The organism is Anabaena azotica FACHB-119 (assembly GCF_014697625.1).
GTDB lineage: Bacteria > Cyanobacteriota > Cyanobacteriia > Cyanobacteriales > Nostocaceae > Trichormus > Trichormus azoticus_A.
The window spans coordinates 1-21,080 of the sequence record NZ_JACJSG010000037.1 but is presented as its reverse complement, the minus strand read 5'-3'; the positions used below and the strand labels follow the sequence as shown (position 1 = coordinate 21,080).

At 40.1% G+C, this 21,080-nt stretch carries 13 protein-coding genes and 1 pseudogene; 5 read left to right on the top strand and 9 right to left on the bottom strand.

The window, feature by feature from the left end:
- Positions 1-89: 89 nt before the first annotated feature.
- Complete coding sequence (gene gltB, locus H6G83_RS23600; protein WP_190476415.1) at positions 90-4,754, top strand: glutamate synthase large subunit; 4,665 nt, start codon at positions 90-92, stop codon at positions 4,752-4,754.
- A gap of 506 nt (positions 4,755-5,260) precedes the next feature.
- On the opposite strand, the gene H6G83_RS23595 is transcribed toward gltB, so the two are convergent.
- Positions 5,261-6,178, bottom strand: coding sequence for a polysaccharide deacetylase family protein (locus H6G83_RS23595; RefSeq protein WP_190476413.1), 918 nt, complete (start codon positions 6,176-6,178; stop codon positions 5,261-5,263).
- Between the two features lie 1,215 nt (positions 6,179-7,393).
- On the opposite strand from H6G83_RS23595, the gene H6G83_RS23590 reads away from it, so the two are divergent.
- Positions 7,394-9,823, top strand: coding sequence for a hypothetical protein (locus tag H6G83_RS23590; RefSeq protein ID WP_190476411.1), 2,430 nt, complete (start codon positions 7,394-7,396; stop codon positions 9,821-9,823).
- Positions 9,824-9,961: 138 nt separating this feature from the next.
- Positions 9,962-11,509, top strand: a complete 1,548-nt coding sequence (locus tag H6G83_RS23585) for an ArnT family glycosyltransferase (RefSeq protein WP_190476409.1) — start codon at positions 9,962-9,964, stop codon at positions 11,507-11,509.
- Here the strand turns inward: H6G83_RS23585 and H6G83_RS23580 are convergent.
- The 5 genes from H6G83_RS23580 to H6G83_RS23560 all read right to left on the bottom strand — a co-directional run bounded on the left by H6G83_RS23580 (position 11,492) and on the right by H6G83_RS23560 (position 17,233).
- A complete protein-coding gene (locus tag H6G83_RS23580; protein ID WP_190476408.1) occupies positions 11,492-12,904 on the bottom strand; it encodes a DUF2079 domain-containing protein in 1,413 nt (470 codons plus the stop codon). The genes H6G83_RS23585 and H6G83_RS23580 overlap by 18 nt on opposite strands.
- A gap of 141 nt (positions 12,905-13,045) precedes the next feature.
- A complete protein-coding gene (locus H6G83_RS23575; protein ID WP_190476407.1) occupies positions 13,046-13,858 on the bottom strand; it encodes a class I SAM-dependent methyltransferase in 813 nt (270 codons plus the stop codon).
- A 7-nt stretch (positions 13,859-13,865) separates the two neighbouring features.
- Positions 13,866-14,117, bottom strand: a complete 252-nt coding sequence (locus H6G83_RS23570) for a hypothetical protein (RefSeq protein WP_190476406.1) — start codon at positions 14,115-14,117, stop codon at positions 13,866-13,868.
- A gap of 18 nt (positions 14,118-14,135) precedes the next feature.
- A complete protein-coding gene (locus H6G83_RS23565) occupies positions 14,136-14,951 on the bottom strand; it encodes an SDR family oxidoreductase (protein WP_190476405.1) in 816 nt (271 codons plus the stop codon).
- Positions 14,952-15,085: 134 nt separating this feature from the next.
- Entirely contained in the window at positions 15,086-17,233 is a 2,148-nt protein-coding gene (locus tag H6G83_RS23560) for a patatin-like phospholipase family protein (protein WP_190476404.1), read from the bottom strand.
- 503 nt (positions 17,234-17,736) lie between these two features.
- Here H6G83_RS23560 and H6G83_RS23555 point away from each other — a divergent pair.
- Positions 17,737-17,886, top strand: coding sequence for a hypothetical protein (locus tag H6G83_RS23555; protein WP_190476403.1), 150 nt, complete (start codon positions 17,737-17,739; stop codon positions 17,884-17,886).
- 31 nt (positions 17,887-17,917) lie between these two features.
- Here the strand turns inward: H6G83_RS23555 and H6G83_RS23550 are convergent, their stop codons facing one another.
- The 3 genes from H6G83_RS23550 to H6G83_RS23540 form a co-directional block, all read right to left on the bottom strand.
- Positions 17,918-19,123 carry a chromate transporter gene (locus tag H6G83_RS23550; RefSeq protein WP_190476402.1) on the bottom strand — a complete coding sequence of 402 codons (1,206 nt, stop codon included), beginning with the start codon at positions 19,121-19,123 and terminating at the stop codon, positions 17,918-17,920.
- Between the two features lie 252 nt (positions 19,124-19,375).
- Positions 19,376-19,693: a hypothetical protein gene (locus H6G83_RS23545; protein ID WP_190476401.1), complete on the bottom strand. Its 318-nt coding sequence runs from the start codon at positions 19,691-19,693 to the stop codon at positions 19,376-19,378.
- Between the two features lie 234 nt (positions 19,694-19,927).
- A complete protein-coding gene (locus H6G83_RS23540; protein ID WP_190476400.1) occupies positions 19,928-20,614 on the bottom strand; it encodes an MBL fold metallo-hydrolase in 687 nt (228 codons plus the stop codon).
- A gap of 272 nt (positions 20,615-20,886) precedes the next feature.
- Here H6G83_RS23540 and H6G83_RS23535 point away from each other — a divergent pair.
- Positions 20,887-21,080 (top strand): annotated as a pseudogene (locus H6G83_RS23535) (hypothetical protein); the annotation flags it as partial.

Genomic DNA, 21,080 nt, shown 5'->3' with positions numbered 1-21,080 from the left:
CTGATTTCTATATTCGTGCTAGACGAAATTTAGAAATTTTTCTCACAAACAGGCACGAACGTGACTAAACGATCTCAGGAACAGGCTCTATGACTGATAAACCGATGAATCAAGACCAAAAATTCACAGCTAATTTAAATTCAGGGGACACCTACCAAGGGCCAAAGTGGTTAGTAGAAGAACGGGATGCCTGTGGTGTAGGTTTTATAGCTCATCGTCAAAATCAAGCCAGCCATGAAATTGTCGCTAAAGCTTTAGGTGCTTTGACTTGTCTAGAACATCGGGGTGGTTGTAGCGCCGACCAAGATTCCGGTGATGGTGCTGGTATATTAACGGCGATTCCTTGGGAGTTATTACAACAAGATTATACCCAAGGACAGATAGACTTTTTGTCTAGTAATAATATAGCTGTGGGGATGGTATTTCTCCCACAGGATTTACAGGTAGCGCAAAAAGCTAAATACGTTTTTGAGCAAATTGTTACTGAAGAAAACTTCACTGTACTAGGCTGGCGAGAAGTTCCTGTACAGCCTGAATTATTAGGGGTACAAGCTAAAGAAAATCAACCCAGAATTGAGCAAGTTATTCTAGGAGGCCATAGCAGTGGTGATGCCCTAGAAAGGCAGTTGTTTATTACTCGTAAACGTCTATTCAAGGCGGTAAAGAACATTTCCGAAGAATTTTACATTTGTTCTTTGTCCAGTCGCACAATTGTTTATAAGGGGATGGTGCGTTCTGCGGTTTTGGGAGAGTTTTATCAAGACTTACAAAATCCCGCCTATAAGAGTGCGTTTGCAGTTTATCACCGCCGCTTTAGTACCAACACTATGCCCAAGTGGCCTTTAGCCCAACCCATGCGGCTATTGGGTCATAACGGGGAAATTAACACCCTGCTGGGCAATATTAACTGGATGATGGCGAGAGAAGCTAACTTGAGTCATCCAGTCTGGGATGGTCGCTTTGATGAACTCAAGCCATTAGTGCTGCAAGGTAATAGTGACTCGGCGACTTTAGATAACGTTCTGGAATTGTTGGTACATTCTGGACGCAGCCCCTTGGAAGCTTTGATGATTATGGTTCCAGAGGCTTATAAAAATCAACCATCTTTGCAGAATTATCCAGAGATTGTGGATTTTTACGAATATTACAGTGGTTTGCAGGAAGCTTGGGACGGCCCGGCACTGTTAGTATTTGGTGATGGGAAAACAGTAGGCGCAACATTAGACCGTAACGGCTTAAGACCAGCACGTTATGTCATTACGAAAGATGACTATATTGTGGTGGCTTCGGAAGCTGGGGTAGTGGATTTCCCCGAAGCAAGTATTGTGGAGAAGGGTAGACTCGGCCCCGGACAAATGATTGCTGTGGATTTAGTCAATCATGAAATTCTTAAGAATTGGCAAATTAAACAGCGCATCGCCAAGCAATATCCTTATGGGGAATGGCTGCAAAAGTACCGTCAAGAACTGAAGCCAACTACTAGTTCTGTGAATGGGAATGGAAATGGTAACGGTCATTATGTAGCTAGTAAGGAAATTGATAGAGAAAACTTACTGCGTCAGCAATTGGCTTTTGGCTACACCACAGAAGATGTGGAAATGATTATCCAACCAATGGCTAGCACCGGATCAGAACCTACTTTCTGTATGGGTGATGATATTCCTTTAGCGGTGCTGTCAAATAAGCCCCACTTGCTGTATGACTATTTCAAGCAGCGTTTCGCCCAAGTCACCAACCCAGCCATTGACCCGTTACGGGAAAAACTGGTGATGTCTTTGAAGGTGGAGTTGGGTGAGAAAGGTAACTTATTGGAACCGAAGCCAGAATATGCTAAGAGGCTGAAGTTAGAATCACCAGTCTTGACAGAAGCAGAGTTGGCAACAATTAAGCTGTCGGGGTTTGCTACGGCGGAGTTGTCAACGCTGTTTGCCATCGCCAACGGCCCAGATGGTCTAAAATCGGCAGTGCAAGCTTTAGAACAGCAAGCGGCTGAGTCAGTCCGCGCTGGGGCGAAAATTCTCATCCTCAGTGATGAAGCTGGCGAAGGTATCGGTACAGAATATAGTTATATTCCGCCCTTGTTGGCTGTGGGTGCAGTCCATCACCACCTAATTCGTGAAGGACTGAGAACGAAGACATCCTTAATTGTCGATACTGCCCAATGCTGGAGTACACACCATTTTGGTTGTTTAATTGGCTATGGTGCAGATGCTGTATGTCCTTACATGACTTTGGATACTGTGCGGGCTTGGTGGTCTGACCCCGCAACGCAACAGTTCATGGAACGAGGTAAAATAGCCAGCATTTCTTTAGAAGGGGCGATCGCTAACTATCGCAAGGCTGTAGAATCTGGGTTGTTGAAAATCCTCTCCAAAATGGGGATTTCTCTACTTTCCAGTTACCAAGCAGCGCAGATATTTGAAGCCATCGGTATCGGTGGTGATTTATTGGAATTGGGATTCCAAGGTACAGCTTCCCGCATCGGTGGTTTAAGTGTGCGGGAGTTAGCCCAAGAGGTACTTTCAATTCACAGCAAGGCTTTCCCAGAACTATCTACCAACAAGTTAGAAAACTTGGGGTTTGTCAACTACCGTCCGACAGGCGAGTACCACATGAACAACCCCAAACTAGCCAAGGCGCTGCATGAAGCGGTAGATGGGAAGAAGTACGACCATTACGAAGTCTACAAGCAGTATTTGCAAGGTAGACCAGTTACGGCGCTGCGGGACTTGCTAGACTTCCAAAGCGATCGCTCACCCATCCCTGTAGAAGAAGTAGAATCAGTTAGCGATATTGTCAAGCGCTTCTGTACTGGGGGAATGTCCTTGGGGGCGTTGTCACGGGAAGCCCATGAAGTTTTGGCGATCGCCATGAACCGGATAGGCGGTAAATCTAACTCTGGGGAAGGTGGGGAAGACCCAGTGCGTTACCAAGTATTGGATGATGTGGACGCATCTGGACATTCAGCAACTCTGCCTCATTTGCGGGGTTTACGCAATGGTGACACAGCTGCTAGCGCCATCAAGCAAGTAGCATCAGGACGCTTTGGTGTAACACCAGGGTATTTAGCCAGCGCCAAACAAATCGAAATCAAAATCGCCCAAGGTGCAAAACCAGGGGAAGGCGGACAACTACCAGGGCCGAAAGTTAGCCAATACATCGCCATGTTGCGGCGGTCTAAGCCCGGTGTGACCTTGATTTCCCCCCCACCCCACCACGATATCTATTCAATTGAAGACCTCGCACAGTTGATTTTTGACCTGCACCAAATCAACCCCAAAGCCCAAGTATCGGTGAAGTTGGTGGCGGAAGTTGGTATTGGGACAATTGCGGCTGGTGTGGCTAAAGCCAACGCGGATATTATCCAAATTTCTGGACATGACGGCGGTACAGGTGCATCACCCCTATCATCAATTAAACACGCTGGTTCACCTTGGGAACTAGGTTTAAGTGAAGTGCATCGGGTGTTGATGGAAAATAGTTTACGCGATCGCGTGGTTTTACGGGTAGATGGCGGTCTGAAGAGTGGCTGGGACGTGTTAATTGGGGCGTTGATGGGTGCAGAGGAATTTGGCTTCGGTTCCATCGCCATGATTGCGGAAGGCTGTATTATGGCGCGTATCTGCCACACCAATAACTGTCCTGTGGGTGTAGCTTCCCAAAAAGAAGAACTACGTAAGCGGTTTACGGGTATCCCCGAACACGTTGTGAATTTCTTCTACTTCATTGCGGAAGAAGTACGCGGTTTGTTAGCAAAACTCGGCTATCGTTCTTTATCGGAAGTAATTGGTCGCGCTGACATCCTCACCACCAGAAAGGACGCACATCTGACCAAAACCCAATCTCTCAACCTTAACTGCTTAGTTCAGCTACCAGATACGAGAGAAAATCGTAGTTGGTTGCTGCATGAAGAAGTTCACAGCAACGGCCCGGTTGTAGATGACCAATTGCTGGCGGATGCGGAAATTCAAGCCGCTATTCGCAACCAGTCAACAGTCACCAAGACCCTACCTATAGTCAATACTGACAGAACATTGGGCGCAAGACTAGCGGGAGCGATCGCATCTCAATATGGCGACAGTGGTTTTGAGGGACAAATTAACCTCAACTTCACAGGAAGCGTCGGTCAAAGCTTTGGCGCATTCAACCTCCCCGGAATTATCCTCACCCTGGTAGGAGAAGCCAACGACTACGTAGGTAAAGGAATGCACGGTGGCGAAATTATCATCAAACCACCTGCTGATGCTACCTACGACCCCGCGCAAAACGTCATCGTCGGTAACACCTGCCTTTACGGTGCTACTGGTGGCGTGTTGTATGCCAATGGTTTAGGCGGAGAACGCTTTGCTGTCCGCAACTCCAAAGGTGTAGCGGTAATTGAAGGCGCAGGGGATCATTGCTGCGAGTACATGACAGGCGGCGTAATTATCGTTCTGGGTAGAGTTGGACGCAACGTAGCGGCGGGGATGACTGGTGGACTAGCCTACTTCTTGGATGAAGACGGTTCATTCCCGGAATTAGTCAACCGCGAAACTGTCAAAATTCAACGAGTGCTAACCGCCGCCGGAGAGAAACAACTGCAAGACCTAATTAAAGCCCACGCAGAACGTACAGGTTCAGCCAAAGCTAAACTCATCTTGCAAAATTGGCAGGAATACTTGCCCAAATTCTGGCAGTTAGTACCACCTTCCGAGGCGGAAAGTCCAGAGGCTAACCCTCAAGCGGTAGTAGAGAAGCATTTGAGTTCGGTTTAGTCATTAGTCATTGGTCATTTGATAATGGCTGATGACTAATACAACGCTAATAGTAAAAAAAGACGCGATATCTCGCGTCTTTTTTTAACGTGAGTTCGATGAACCTCACCCTCCCAACCTCCCTCTCCTACGAGGAGAGGGAGGAGAAACAAAAAAATCACCCTCTTACTCCCCTCTCCTTGTAGGAGAGGGGTTGGGGGTGAGGTCAAAACAACGCTGGTCGAACTCACGTTAAGGGATTTCTCAGGAATAATTAACCGCCGATAAACGCCGTACCCGTTGGGAACCGAAGGAAGAAACGCCGATAAATCAGAATGTCAATTTAGTCTTAACGGAACTGTATTGACTCATAATCTAGGAAGGGCAAGATGCCCATCCTACAAAAAATTTAGGAAATTAGCGAAAATCTAAAATCATTTTTATCGGCGTTCATCCTCTTTATCGGCGGTTAATTTTATCCAAAATCTATGGCATAGTCTCCTAATTTTGGCAATGCACTACCCACCCTACTTTTTATTAGCAGCTAATCTCTCATTTTTATCTTGTATTTCCAAAAGCTCAGGAATGGTGACAAAACTGTAGCCTTGCTTGCGAAATCTGCTAATAATTTCTGGTAAAGCTTTTACAGTTTGAGAACGGTTTCCCCCGCCATCGTGCATAAGTACAATTCCACCTGGTTTTGCTGGTCTTAATACATTATTAATTAATCTTGGGACACCGGGACGCGAATAGTCTGCCGAGTCAGATGACCACATAATCACGGCATATTTATTACTTCTAGCATAGGCAACTAACCCATTATTCATCATCCCTCCAGGTGGACGAAATAAATCGGTTTTCACACCAGTCACCTTGTAGATAATATCTGTTGTATTAGCAACTTCATAAGCTGCTACTTGAGGATTCATAAAATGATACCAATGATGCCAAGTATGGTTGCCCACTGTATGTCCTTCAGCAACCACTCTCCTTAATAAATCTGGGTAATTTTTGACATTCTGCCCGACTACAAAAAATGTCGCTTTAATATTATTTTGTTTAAGAATATCTAATACTTGTGCAGTGCTTTCAGGCCAAGGGCCATCATCAAAAGTTAATGCAATGACTCTTTGAGATGGGTTAACTTTTGCTGATTTGATAGTCGCTCCTTGAAAACGTGGCGGAACATTATCAGACAAGCCTTTGCTTCTTGCTTGTTCTTGCAAACTAGTCACCATCATCGATTTTAATTTCTCAATTCGCTGGCTAGTTCCGGCTTTAGCTGCTGTACTAATTGTAGTTATATTATTTATACTTTTTCTATTCTGAGCATCGGAAGAATTTGGTCTGAGCAACATCATCACACCAACACTCAAACTAGCACTAATAGCTAACAATGCAAATAATATTCCTTGTGGCCACAGAAACGACTTATTGTTTTCCACTTCATAGCTCCTTCAAGGGTAAAATCATCAGTCACAGTGATGATGGTAATTTTGTTGACATTTTTCATGAAAATTTAAGATATTCAGCTAAATTCTGTTAATCCTCAGAATTTTTCAAGCGATTAACATGATTTAGACCTATCCTCAGACTTGTTCGATAGGGTTATAACTCAAAGTTATGAAATTTACGGTTGGAGAGTAGTGGACTATTTAGCGATTACGATAATTTAATCTCAAATAATCTTTCTCCACAGTGCAGAGCTTACATTTTTATCATTGATGTCTGTTTAATCAGTAAAGCAAAGTTATTATATTTTCTAACTAATAATATTACTAAAGGTTAAAACTTTCTTCATAATATTAGTATTTTATTATCTATCAATAATGGTGTAGCATAAGTTTTTATCAAAAATTAGGTAGTTATATATTGGGTTTATCCTATTTTATCTATTGAAAATATTAGCGATACAGAAGTTAGTTTGCTAATATCAAATATTCTACTGCTAAGTACCATTTTTAAGAAAAAATTAATTTCTGGCTGTTCAATAAAAATATTCTCCTTTCTCCTTAAGCAGGTAGACGACAGTTACTTGAGTATAGTTTCTCATTAAAAAGAAGCTTGGACTAGTTAATCTATTACCTTTTGAATAACTAGGGGAAATTGATTATTGAGTACAGAATCTTATCTGTAACTCAATAATTAAATTCTTAAGTATTAAAAATAACTCAAGTTGTTGATGCAGCTTGATAGGTACTACTTTAACCCTCAATTTAATGAAGGTCACTACCTTATTAATATAAAAACTCAATATAGTTAGTTACAGTATATTTACTGAAATTAGTTCATATTATAAATGCTAGTACTCAAAATGTGGTTCTCAAGGAGCGGGGATAGCAGCTATTTTTACAGAAAAAACATAATTATTTGGTAAAAAATTACATAAAATTAGTATTTGTAGTTACAATTGTCTGCCTGCTCAAGAATGCCATAATCAGTATAGGCACTCAAAAGTTGGAAAGTAGCATATTTTAACAAGAAATTAATGACTATATCATCTCAGTATATGCTGAGGTGTTTGAAAAGAGCGATCGCCTAACCTAACATAGGCTCATCATGACAATATTCTGTATTTTATGATACTTTTTCCTGATTTTCATGGCAGATCAGAAGCCAACTATCAAAACAGTTAGTTATGCTAATATTTTGTTTTAAATATGAATTATTTTGATGACCGTAAAATTCAAAGAGACCATATCATACTGCTGGTATTTTTTCTGGCAACATTAGTTATTGACGGAATTTGGTTTTTTTTAGACGAATCAATTCCCGCCTATGACCAAAGCGCACACTTAACCACAGCATTACAACACTACCGCATTTTTCAAGATTTTAATCTCTTTTCTGGTGATTGGTGGTTATCGCTTTGGCAGTTAACTCCCAGCTATCGCGCTCCTTTCGTTTATATTTGTACTGTACCTTTTTTATTATTTGCCAAAAGTTACCACCAAGCCAGCTTGGTTAACTCACTATACACGGCAATAATTATATTTTCTGTCTACCATCTAGGCATCTATCTATTCAATAACCGGAAAATTAGCCTCACAGCTAGTTTGTTTTGCTTGTTATTTCCCATATTGGGAGTAACGCGAACAGATTATTTATTAGATTATGGTTTAGCGGCAATTGTCACATTAACTTTCACAATTTTAACAATTTGGAAAGATAGATATAGTGGCTTCTTTTCATGGATACTCACCTTGGCTTTGGGTGTAGGTATAGGATTAGTAATGTTAGCTAAACCTACAGGCTTTATTTTTATATTAGTCCCAAGTATTTTAACATTAATTGGTTTTGTTATCAGGCGTAAATATTTTAAACTAATTCAGTCAGGCTTATCTTTAACTTTAGCTTGGTTAGTTTGTGGTTTTTGGTACAGTTTAAATTGGTTAACGATTATTACTTCTGCATTAAATGCTAATCAAGTAGGTAAAAGAGAGGGTGATCCCCCTGCAACAACTATTGCGGGATGGTTAGCTTATCCCCAGATGATATCAGAAAGTGTGGGCTTTCCTATACTATTTGTAACTATAGGAATTTTATTAATTTATTTATTTAAGAAAAAGTTGGCTATTAAAGATAGGTGGAATGATTCTGGTTTAAATTGGTTAGTTATATTTTTAGTAAGTAGCTATATAATTTGTTCCCTTGGCACGAACAAGGATATTAGATTCATATTACCTTTTTTTCCCATATTTAGTTTGGTTCTGTCGTACTGCTTTAATTTAATTGATAATAAATTATTTGATCAAGTTAGGATAACGACTATAGGATTAAGTGTTATAGTTTTAATCAATAGTATATTTCCCTTACCCATAACCCAAGGATGGGGAACAATTAAGCGTTTTCCTAATGATGAAGGTAAAAGATATCCACTGACGCAACTGATAGAGAGAATTACCCAAACTGACCCATATTTAAGGGCAACTTTAGGAGTAGTTCCTGTGTCTACGCCGCAAGTTAATCAATTCACTTTAGATTATTTTGGCACATTGGCTGACTTCCGAGTATATAGTCGAAAATTAACTACGAAGTTATCTGAGGTAGAGCAAGATTTAGATAATTTTTCCTGGTATGTTACTAGAGATAATGAGCCTGATGAAGCCGGAGAAAGGGGAGAGACTAAAAGAAAATTTAAGTCTTTAATTGAGTCTTCAACAGATTTAAAATTGCAGGGAGAATGGCAATTACCTTCAGGAGATAAGTTAAGGTTGTATCATAGAATAAATCCGGCTGTAGTTGTGGAGAAGTTGGATAATAATGCTGCTCCAGTTACCTTAAAAAAAGTTATAACTTCTAACCAGTTGGTAGTTGATAAAGATAATCCAATTACTTATCAAGTGACTGGTTCCTGGGATGAATTGCAAAATGGACTATTACTATTAAAATGGCAAAATCAGCAATCATCATTTTATCATGACCATGCGATCGCACTAGGTAACTTATACTGTGGTCTGAAATGTCATCCCCAAGAAACCTTTGAGGTAACAGAAAATCTGAGTATATTTATTCCCCAGGATTTACCATTAGGAAAATATCAACTCTCAGCACTATATCTAAATAGAAATAATGGTAAGGTAACAGCTTTAAATGTTGCCAATATCACCGTAGATGTAACTAATCAAGGAACAGTAGAAAAAGCACCCGCGTTAGATTTAGTTTCGCGAATGTCGCAGTTAGGCGTAGAATTACGAAATGGCAAATTAGATAATATATTTACACAAGTAGCTAATTTTAATCAATATGACCCGACTCAAGATTATTTAAAACAGATTGAGTTAGCTGCTAATTACCGCTTACAACAAGAGCCAAATAATTTGAATTGGCGCTATACTTTGGTGCTGTCGCAACTTTTGCAACGTCAAGTTGATGAGTTAATTAAAAATCTCACAGAATTAACTAAATATGATAGCCAAAATCCTTATGTATGGATTTATTTAGCCTTCGTTTATTTATACGATTTTCAACCAAGACAAGCTGAACCAAAATTAGCGATCGCCGAAAAAATCCAACCAGATATACCAGAGTTAAAAACCTTAAAAACTGTGACAGATATCATGAAATTTCTGCCATTAATTCACTTTTAAAATATCAACTAAATTTCGATATAGGACTGATACTTGATTTTTGAAATATACGTAGGGTGGGCATTGCCCACCAAAGCTATGATATGGTGGGCAATGCCCACCCTACAGATACTTTTAAAATATTAACTAAATTTCGATATGCACCCAGTCACAGAAAAAAAATTATTACTAGGCTTATCGGTTGCTGCTTTAGCTTTGTGGCTCATATTTTTAGGTAACTCTCCTTTACGTGATTGGGATGAGGGTACAATAGCACAAGTTGCTCGTGATATTTGGCAAGCCCCGGTAGGTTCTCTGCGTTGGCTTTATCCCACCCTAGCGGGGGAAGCCTATCATAATAAGCCGCCTTTAATGCACTTGTTAATTGCTTGGACTTACTCTATTGCTGGTGTAAATGAGTGGACAACACGTCTTCCTGGCGCAGTAATAACTGCGTTGGGAGTACCTTTGTTGTACTTGTTAGGACGATTACTTTTTAACCGCATACCAGCTTTGTTTACTGCCTTAGTTTATCTAACTATGTTGCCTGTGGTACGCCACGGAAGACTGGCGATGTTAGATGGGACAGTTATCACTTTTTTCTTATTAGCATTGTATTGTTTGTTGAAAGCAAGTCATAATCAAAAATACGCTTTGGGTGTGGGTTTAGGTTTAGGGTTAATTGCCCTAACAAAAGGGATGATGGTTTTGCTATTGGGGGGAATTGCTGGGTTATTTCTCCTCGCAGATAGACAGTTTTTCTTATTAAAAAGTCCTTATTTATGGCTGGGGTTGTTTTTAGGAAATGCACCTGCGATCGCTTGGCATATCGCCCAATTGCAATATTATGGTAATAACTTCTTACAAACTAACTTACAATCGCAAAGTTTTAACCGTCTTTTCGAGTCTGTAGAAGGTCATAGCGGCCCGCCTTGGTACTATTTACTAGAAATACTTAAATATGGTTTCCCCTGGCTATTGTTTTTACCTGGAGGGCTTTATTTAGCTTGGAGAAAACGTCATACTTCCTGGGGTTGTTTAATTCTTGTGGGTACAACTGTTTACTTAGTAAGCATTTCCATCATGAAAACAAAACTACCTTGGTATGTAATGCCTATATATCCGTTTTTAGCTTTGGCAATTGGTGTTAAATTAGCTGATGTTTGGGAACATCGCCAGGTTAAATCAAAAGCTTGGGTAATTTTATTTAGTCTTATCGCGATCGCAGGTTTAGGAGGTGGCGTTTACTTTTCCACTACCGAACCTCAACCTATATTAGTAGTCATGAGTCTGATTTTAACTGTGACTATGGCTATAGTAGCATGGTTTGTGAGTCGGAGCGATCGCCGCTTTATTCCCTTGTTATTTGCGGGGATGTATGCAGTTTTATTTCTACTCATGAGTTCCCAATTATGGATTTGGGAATTAAACGAAGCATTTCCAGTTAAACCAGTTGCAACATTAATTCGCCAACACATTACACCAGGAACCAAAATTTATACTTCTTTCGCTTATAGTCGTCCTAGTTTAGACTTTTATTGTAATTGTCAAGTGATTCCGACTACTACGTCAGTTTTGCAAGAAAAATCGTCAAACAAATTTTATTTATTATTAGACAATTCAACTGTCAATGAAATTGATTTATCTCATAGGAAACTGCTGGGAAATGCTAATAGTTTCTCTTTAATTTCACCGCTTCTTAAATAAATACACGTTATCATGCTCATACTCTAACTTATATGCTAGGTTATTTTGCAGTTGAGGTACTAAATCTGAACTAAATTCTAGTTTATTGTTTTGGTTTTGATTTAATAAGTCTAGCAATACATAATCAAATGTATTATTAATCGTTGGTAAAATTTCCAAGTTTGGGCTAGTGATTTGAATAATCTGACGTTGGCTCAAGTGGGGCGCTATTTTTGATGTTGTTAAAACGCTGCCTTGGGTTTTAACTAAATGTACAGCAGTGTAGAGAGATGAAAGGTTTGGTATGCTTGATAGGTATCGTGTTACAAAAAATTCGTACTTAGCTAGTGTAACAAATATAATTACAGCCCAAGCTACCAAAATACGAGGCTGTAGCCAACGTCTTTTTTTCTGTTGCTGATACAGCCTTACTGAACGCACAAGCCATACAATAATAAACGGAAAGATGGGTAATGAATAATGATGAATGAGGTCTCGCTGCGCTCCATAATCGGAAATAACATTAAGTAATAACATTGGTAATGCAGGCAGTATTGTCAGTGTCTCTCGCCAGTGTAAGCCAATGATAACTGGTAGGATGAGTAGCAAATAATAAAACAGAGTATCAGGTACAAAAAACTTCGCTAAAATTAAACCGGGATTGGTCAGTATTGTCCAAATAATTTGTGAAGGAGAGCCACCAAGAGACTTGTAAAATACCACTCCACCTGCTTGACCCTCTCTAAGCAATGGCACTAAATAACTAACTGTTACCAAATACCAAACTATTCCGACAACAATACATCCGATACCATACAGAAAGCGACGCGGAATTAACCACAGCCATACACCTAAAGCAATTACAGTTAAACTGAGACTATCCTTACAAATTAAAGCTAAGATAACAGCCACAATTAACTGCCAAATTCGACCGCTCATTCCTGCCCACATTGCCCACAACAAGGCGGGTACTGCGATCGCTTCTGGGCGAAAATCAGTAAAAAAGTTAATATTAAATAAAGCAGGATAAAGCAGATAAGAAAGAGCAAATACTCTTGCATAAGGTACATATAAGCCGATTTGCAAACTCATAGCATATATAGGTAAAGCTCCCATTGCTAATGAGATTGCTTGTAGTGCAAATAGCCAGTGTACGTCTGGATAAATTTTGTATAACAAAGCAATGCCATACAGAATAAAAGCAGCATGGTCTCCCAGGACATGAAAACTAAAAAAAGATGAAATCGGGGGTAATCCTTGGCTCACAAGATACACCCATTGGTCAAAAGCAGCTAGATCCAAAGCAGTTGACTGGAATAAGGCGTGTCTTAAGCTGCTTGCAATGAATAGTATGACCGCACTCGCTCCAATTATCCAACCTACAGAACCAAGCTGATTCAACTTTTTTTTCATCATATTGTATTAGAAAGTATTATTAGCTAGCGTTACGCATATTATTAACACACAATTAATCACTTATTTACTAAATTAAGGCTTGCTAATTTAGCATATATATAGTTATCAAAACACAACTTTAATCTTCTCATAGATAGAGTGTCAAATAATCTTTTGGGCAACGTGAACAGCAGATAGAAACGAGAGTTGAACAGTATCTCCAAACTTATGCAACTTTTGGCGCAATTCTGCAAATAGCAAATTCTTCGTTTGTGGTTCTAGCCTGCGGAGAGTGCTTAAAAGATTGAGGAAGTCATCAATAGTATATGTGACTTCACAGGCGATTTGCTCAGTCACCAAATCCCGAAAACAACCAGAGTCGAGAATATCTTGGGCAAATCCTGTTAAAATCTCTGCTTGCGTTTCTGCACCTTCATACCGCACAAGCGAAGGCGCATAAGCTTGATAAACTTCCTCTAGGGCTTGATAAACTGCATATCTTGGTTCGGGTGTCAAGTTCCACAGTAAAATCAGATAACCATCATCTCTTAATGCCTCTGCTGCTTTGGCATAGCGAATTTCTGGTGGTATCCAATGAAAAGCGTTCGCAAAAAGAACAGCGTCGAACTGATGCCCTTGCTTGTCCCACTCTTCAAAGGTATTATGGCAAATCTTCACGTTGGGATATGGCGCACAGTTTCGTTGTGCTAAACGGCAAAAATCTGGATTTGGCTCAAGACAAGTCATTGCAAAGCCAAACTCAGCAAAAGCTATCGTAGCATTTCCAGGGCCACAACCAACTTCCAAAATCGACGCATCTGGGGAGAGTTGAGTAAGTGCGATCGCTCGACTAATATGTTCTTGGGGGTAGGCTGGTCTGGCGTTATAGTAGATTTCTGCAACCGGAGAGTACCAAGTCCTTTTCTGCTCAACATCTCTATCAGCAGCTTGTGCTGGATGTTCCGCATCTTGCATACGTAGATTATTCTAAGGGACTTTCAGATAAAAAAATATCCAAAATGTAGGGTGCGTCAGGATGAATATTTTCTTGGTATAGCTGGGGTCTATCGTACTGACGCACCCTACTAACTGGAAAAGTGAGGCGATCGCGCAGTAGCGGTAAAACTCTAGCTTCTCGACAAACTCCGGCGATCGCCTCGACATAACGAGGGCGGCGAACTACAATATTAGCTAAGATAGCAACATCACTGTTCTGGCTGTTGATAATCTCCATAAGTGTTCGTCATACCAGCTAACCCAACTGCGAAAAAAGTTTTTCCCAATCAATTGTCGCTGGTCTTGTCCCCTTATTCACCAGTTCAAAAATTTGCCCTTCACTAGCTGAATAAAAAATAGACTCCACACAAGCTGCGGCAACATCAATTCTACTAGCATCACCCGCTAAAGTGTCACCCTTACCGATAACCACATCAAGCTTACCGTCTGTGGTTGCTTTCAGGAGCGTATTGAGGTCGTATGAAGTATAGGGGCCATCAATCAAACGTCCAGGGCGGATAATAGTATAAGGCAATCCCGAATTAATAATTGCTTGCTCTCCCTTTTGTTTGGCATCCAGCACACCAAAGGCATTCAAAATGCTAAAAGGCGGCTGATCTTTGCGAAGAATACCCACCGAGGAGACAAAAACAAACCTTCTCAAATTGCGAGGTGCGGCGGCGACTAAGTTAGCTACACCCTCAGCATCAACTTTCGCCGGAGTATTTTTGGCTTTTGCTTCTCGATAGTTAGAATCTAGAAAAATCTGTCCCCATTCCCAAAAATTAGGTTGTGGGTCAAACTCCCATCTTGCAGAGGGAAAAGCTGTCGTTCCGGTACAGCAAATGATTTGAGTAACATTATCAACTGCGGCTGGGAGTGTGTTCGGTTCGCGGATATCGCCCACAAAAACTTCTACTTTGTCATCGAACATTTTTTTGGCTTTTTCTGCATTCCGCGTCAGAGTGCGGACTTTCACACCCTTCTCCAACAGCTTACCCACTACAAGTTGTCCTACTCCACCCGTAGCCCCAACAACCAACACCAAATCTTCAATTATTCCAGAAGTCATAATTTTCTAAAGATAGCCTGTTTTTAATCTACTCAAAAATGTGAGTAAGCTGTTTGCTACTACAGGGAGATATAGTTGGGGACTGGGGAGTGGGTAAGGTTAATCAATTACATCTAATCTTGTGACAGCGTAGCCTACTGCAACGCCCTTTCCATCTCTTGTAAATATTCACGATTATCTGTTTTCCATTCATTCCAAGCAGATATAATTGCTTTTTTTTGTTCTTGTGTTAGCTGCCAAGAAAGTGGCGGTTGGATTTTTCCTTTAGGGAATTTAATGGGAATGTAATGAATTTTTACTCCTTTTTGGCAATATTTCCCCTTCAAGAACTCTAGTTTTTTTTCATTATCAATATGGGCATAGCCACATTCGTATTTATCCTTTAATAGTGCTACGTTTAATTTATTATTTCCATTTTGGGCAGAACTACGTACATTTAATAAGGCAAGCAATGACCCAATTACCTCCATCACCCATCCAGGGCCACCATCTTGTCTATTCTCATCTTCATCATCAGGAAAAGCATTTATTTGTAAAAAAATGACTTGTCTGATTTGCTGTAATTCATCTTGCTCTAGTAATTGATCAAGTAATTCTACGCTAGTAACCACACCGAAATTATCGAAGTAACCGCCATCACCAACATGATAGTTCCATTGAGTTGGTTGATTAGGACGACATACAGGAGATACATAAGGAAAAGTAGCAGATAATCTAGCAGATGTTGTCACATCAATATCGAACCCTGGATAAAGTGTGTTAAAGTCTGCAAAGTGTTTATCGTTGTCATTACAAAAAGTCATCGGACTAACTAAAAAACGCCGTCCGTCTTCAACTAGAGTTGCATTAAAAATAGGAATAGGAAGAATTCCTTGATGAATTTTCTTCCTCCAGCTACCAAAACTCGCATCAGGCGTTTTCATTTCACCTTGCCAATCTATCTCGATAGCAGTACCACGATCTTGGTCTGTTGCATTACCATTATCTTGCTCTTTTTGTACCAAAAAAGGTAAACCGATAAGACGAAGTAAGTCTGGATAAGCTAATCCCCAACCTGTAGCATCTAAACTATCTTCAGTAGCACTTTTAAATATTTTGTCTAATTGCTCTGGTTCAGGAAAACCTTGCTCTCCAAATCTATCTAAATAAAACATTGTCCCCACAGAACCACCAGAAACTGCACTAATCCAACCGATTGCTTTTGTAAATTTAGTTCCCAGTGCTTCCTGTAAACCAGTTAATACTTTAGTTGTCCATCCTGATGCTTGAATACCGCCACCACTTGCACAAACAACTACCAAAGTTTTTGCTTCACTTCGTTGATTTTCTAGACGCTGAAATATAGCATCAATCCATTCTTTCTTCCTTGGTTCTGGATATTCATCACTGAGTTTATATATTTTATAAAAATGGTCTACACCAAAAATCAAATAAGAAACAGATGAAATTACTAAAAACAATAGCAAGGTGGGAATACGCGATATGTCGTTGAAAAAGGAAGTTTGTCCTAACCACAAGACAGCAACTGACAAAATTAGAGTAAGATAAAAAAGCGCAGGAACTTCAAATCTCCTACTGACAGGGCGTGGTTTGAAAAGAACATAACCTAATATGTAAATAATTAGTACACTAATAGAAAATACTACTAATTGAGAGATACCATAAGACAAATGATGATTTCCATCTACATAACCTTGTTGTATTCTTTCTGGTAAAAAATTAATCAAGGTTAATAGTATTTGCTCTAATGATTGATTATTTTCAAAAATCTTTTTACTCAAGGAACTTATAATTAGCAATAATCCACTTAAGACTATACCAACAATAATTCCCCATATTTCTGGACTAAGAGATGTCTCTTCTATTTCCTGCTTAGATTGTTTAATTGCTTCTATAGATATAGGCAGGCTCAATATAATAGCAAATAAAATTTGCCAAAATTCTGGAATTGCTTGCTTTTCAGTTACACCAAAACGAAGATGTGAATTATAAAAAATAACGTCTGCAATACGTATAGTTGCCAGTCCTGCTAAAACTGCACCAGTAATAACTAAAATTAGTTGAGTTTTATTACGCAGTACAAACAGGTTTTTCAGCATTGCTGAAAGAGAAGTGTTAACTGCGATAAATGGCAAAATCATCAACAGTAATCCAACAATTATAGGTATTCTTAAGAAGAAAATATATTGCCAAAAATCATAGTAATTTTGCAAAAAAATACCTAAAAAAGCCAGTCCAAACCATATAATAACACCGAGAATAACTGTTTGATTTCGGTTCATGGCAAATTTCTTTAAATAAGAATTAATTTTGGTATAAATATATAAATATCAGAATAATCTCATAATTATCATAAATTTATGTGTATTTAATCATTAAGTAATGTGATTTTAATCTTGTAGATAAATTAATAAAAAACCTATAAATTATGATGTTTTTCTCTTTGAAAAAAGAATAACAAATAAAATTAATCAAGCAAAATATCTTAATATAAGGGTTCTCGAAACCTATACCCCTATACCCTTGTTCAAACCCTTAATTTTTCGTTTTCATGGGTAAGTCATAATGGTAAAGACAACTTAATATCAAAAACAAAAGCCCGGTGGTTATGTCCGGGCTTTTGTGTAAGCTGTGGGGATATATTCCCCAAGGGTTTAGATATAGAAGTTCTGTATAATTGGCTGTACTGATAGGTAATACCACGGCGTTTGAGTTGATTCCGGAAAGATAACAGAAATTTTTTGCGGTTTCAATGAGGAATATACTGATGGTTTGAGGGCGTAGGATGGAGAAAAGCAGAGATTTTGTAGTAAAATATCACATTTTTACGATGGATTATTTATCTGGTAGCTGGCAAGAATGGTTAACTGTATCAGCCTATTTAGGTTTGACGGTGTTTGTGATGTGGTGCGTTTTTGCCACACAGAGGAGGTGATATCAATTCAAAATTCAAAATTTTTCAGGACTCATCTAAATAGGTGTGTGGTAAGTCCTATCAAGCCTCCGGCTAGGACTAACCAGGCGGAGTTGATTTTGAAGCGAAATACAGCGATCGCACTCACAACAGCTAAAATAATTGTTAACCAATCTACTATTGCGGCTCGTCCTAATGTATAAGTGACTCCTGCCATTAATCCGAGTGAGGCTGCATTCACACCATCAAGGAAGCTGCTTGCCCAGGGTGATTGACGTAATTTAGTTACCCAAGGATTAACTAACCAAACTAACACAAAAGCGGGTAAGAAGATGCCAATTGTACCAGCGATCGCACCTGCATTTCCAGCCAGCAAATAGCCGATAAATGTGGCGGTGGTGAACACTGGCCCCGGTGTAAACTGACCAATGGCGATGGCATCTAAAAGCTGCTGTGATGTTAGCCATTGGTTACGTTCGACTAAATCTCGTTGCAGGAATGCCAGCAACACATAACCGCTACCATAGAGAACACAGCCAATTTTCAGAAAGAAGAGAAAGACGCTTACCCAACTGACTGATGTGACTGCGGCTGTTGTCCCGACTTGAGCGAGAACACCAGAAAAAGGTAGGATAAATGCGCCGCTTGTACGCCCTGTGCGCCAATTCTTCAACACCATGACGGCGATACCTAGCAAAATTAGCAGTAAGATTTCATTTAATCCCACAAAGTAAGCTGCGATCGCTACTATACCCGCAATGATTGTTGGCGTATCTTTGGCGGCTTTTTTCCCCAAATTCCACACAGCCTGAAGCACAATGGCAATAATTACCGGCTTAATTCCATAAAGCAACCATCCCACCTGCGGCACAGTTTGATAACGGGCATAAATGGCGGCTAATGTCCAAACTATTAGCATAGCAGGTAAAATAAAGCAACTACCTGCCACCAATAAACCACGCCATCCGCCTCGCTCGTAACCAATATGAATGGCTAATTCCGTTGAGTTGGGGCCAGGAATCAGATTTGTAATACCCAGCAAATCGAGGAGTTTCTCGCGGCTCATCCACTGACGGCGATTCACCACCTCATTATCCATCATAGCAATGTGGGCTGCTGGGCCACCAAAGGCGATCGCCCCCAGTCGTAAAAACACTGATGCCAATTCTATTAATCGTTGCTGCTGTTGGCTGCGAGTCAGCGCATTATAGGAAACCGTTTCTTGCGCTTGCTGAATGTCATCAGCTTCCTGCGTCACTGTAGTTTTCCTAATTAATTATGTTGACAGGATTAATATATCGAATTCCGATCACGAAAAACTATATCCAGTTTGATTTCTGAAAAAAAAGCAATGCCTACCAAAACCACGATATGGCAGGGGACAGGTAAGAGAAAGCCCTTGCCGTAACGTAAAACCCAAAATCATGTATAGACGTTACATGTCAATCTCTACAGTATTTCACGAATAGCGAAACTACTGTAACTGATAACTGATAACTGATAACTGAAATTATGTGTTTCTGAAAAAACTACATATTAACTCACCAGGGTCTTTAGGTGCAAATGGTACTATAGTTCCATCTTGTTGCACTCTCAACTTTTGGCGACAGTTATAAACTTCCAGGGGTCTTTTTACTCCGTCAACGGTCACACTCGCTCTATATTCCCAATAATTTTTAGCACTGCGATTAATACTCACAATACAAATACGCTGACCGTGATAATTACGGCACACATCAGCTATGGCAGGTAATGCCACGATGCTTGAGAGGATTAGTAGTAGTATTAATGCAATAAATTTATATAGCTTTTGAATATGAGTCAGCATTAGTAGCCGTTGATTCAGGGAGGATTTAATTGACAATTCACTATTAAGAATTATCAATTATTTTGCCTCCCTTGTTGCTGCAAATTTGATCATCCAAAGCTACAGGACTTACGCAACTGGCACATATGGTAGGGTGCGTCAGATGTGGAAAATCCCTTCATTTGTACGAAATTATTGGGTCTGACGCACCCTACAGTTAGTTTGATTATGACACTTGCGTAAGTCCTAAGCTAATCAAACTTTGCCACATTGCTGATTTGCTGGTACAGCTTCTAGCATCTTCTTAGGTTTGGGTAAATCGAGGTTATTCATGAACTCAATAAATTGGCTGCGACTGCGTCCAGCAAAGCGGGGGTTCCAGCGTTTTTCTTCGCCAATGGTGGAGACTGTCCACCCTTGGTAGTCGTGACCAGGGTAGACTAGGGTTGCTTCTGGCAGGGTGAAGAGTTTTTGCGTGACGGCATCGTATAATGAGCCGGGGTTGCCGTTTTGGAAGTCGGTACGACCACAGCCACGAATAAATAGGGCATCTCCCGTTAACAAGTGAGTACCGTTGACTAAATAAGCCATATGGCTATCAGTGTGACCGGGAGTGGCGATCGCCTGAAGCTGCACATTTCCCAATTCTAATATATTACCATCCCCAATATATAAATCAGCACAAGTAGCGGCGGCGTTCTCTGGTAAAATACCTAAGCATCCCGTCAGCGACCTCAATCTATCTGTCCCCGTGATGTGGTCGGCATGAATGTGAGTTTCCAGGCAATATTTGAGGGTTAATCCCAATTCTTGCAATACTTGTAAATCACGGTCTACCTGTTCCAATACCGGATCTACTAAAATAGCTGACTGGGATTTTGAGTCAGCTATTAAGTAACTATAGGTACTCGATTCTTTGTCAAACAGTTGGCGAAATAGCATAACTGGTTGCTGCAACGCGAGTGATGGACACAAAAAGAATTAGTCTCTCTCCACAGCAGCATAGGTTTTAGAACTAACAGATTTCAGTAACTGTTGAACCAAATCTGTACTTGTACCCGAATTTCTGAAACAGCAATAGCAGGGGACAGGGGACAGGGGACAGGGGACAGCATTGAAAGGCTGTTTTTACCAAGAAACTGGGTCTAAAGCCCCGTCCTTCTTGGACGGCTTTGATTATGGTAGAATATTTGTGTAGAAGTTTTCCACGTAAAATGATTGTTTTAGAGTTTAAAGCTAAAGGGAAAACAACTCAATATGCAGCCATTGATGAGGCGATGAGAACCTGTCAATTTGTTCGCAACAAAGCTATTCGTTTTTGGATGGATAACCGAGGTGTAGGGCAGAAAGACTTATATCGTCTTAGCAAGGTTCTCAGACATGAGTTTTCCTTTGTGAAAGCTTTGAA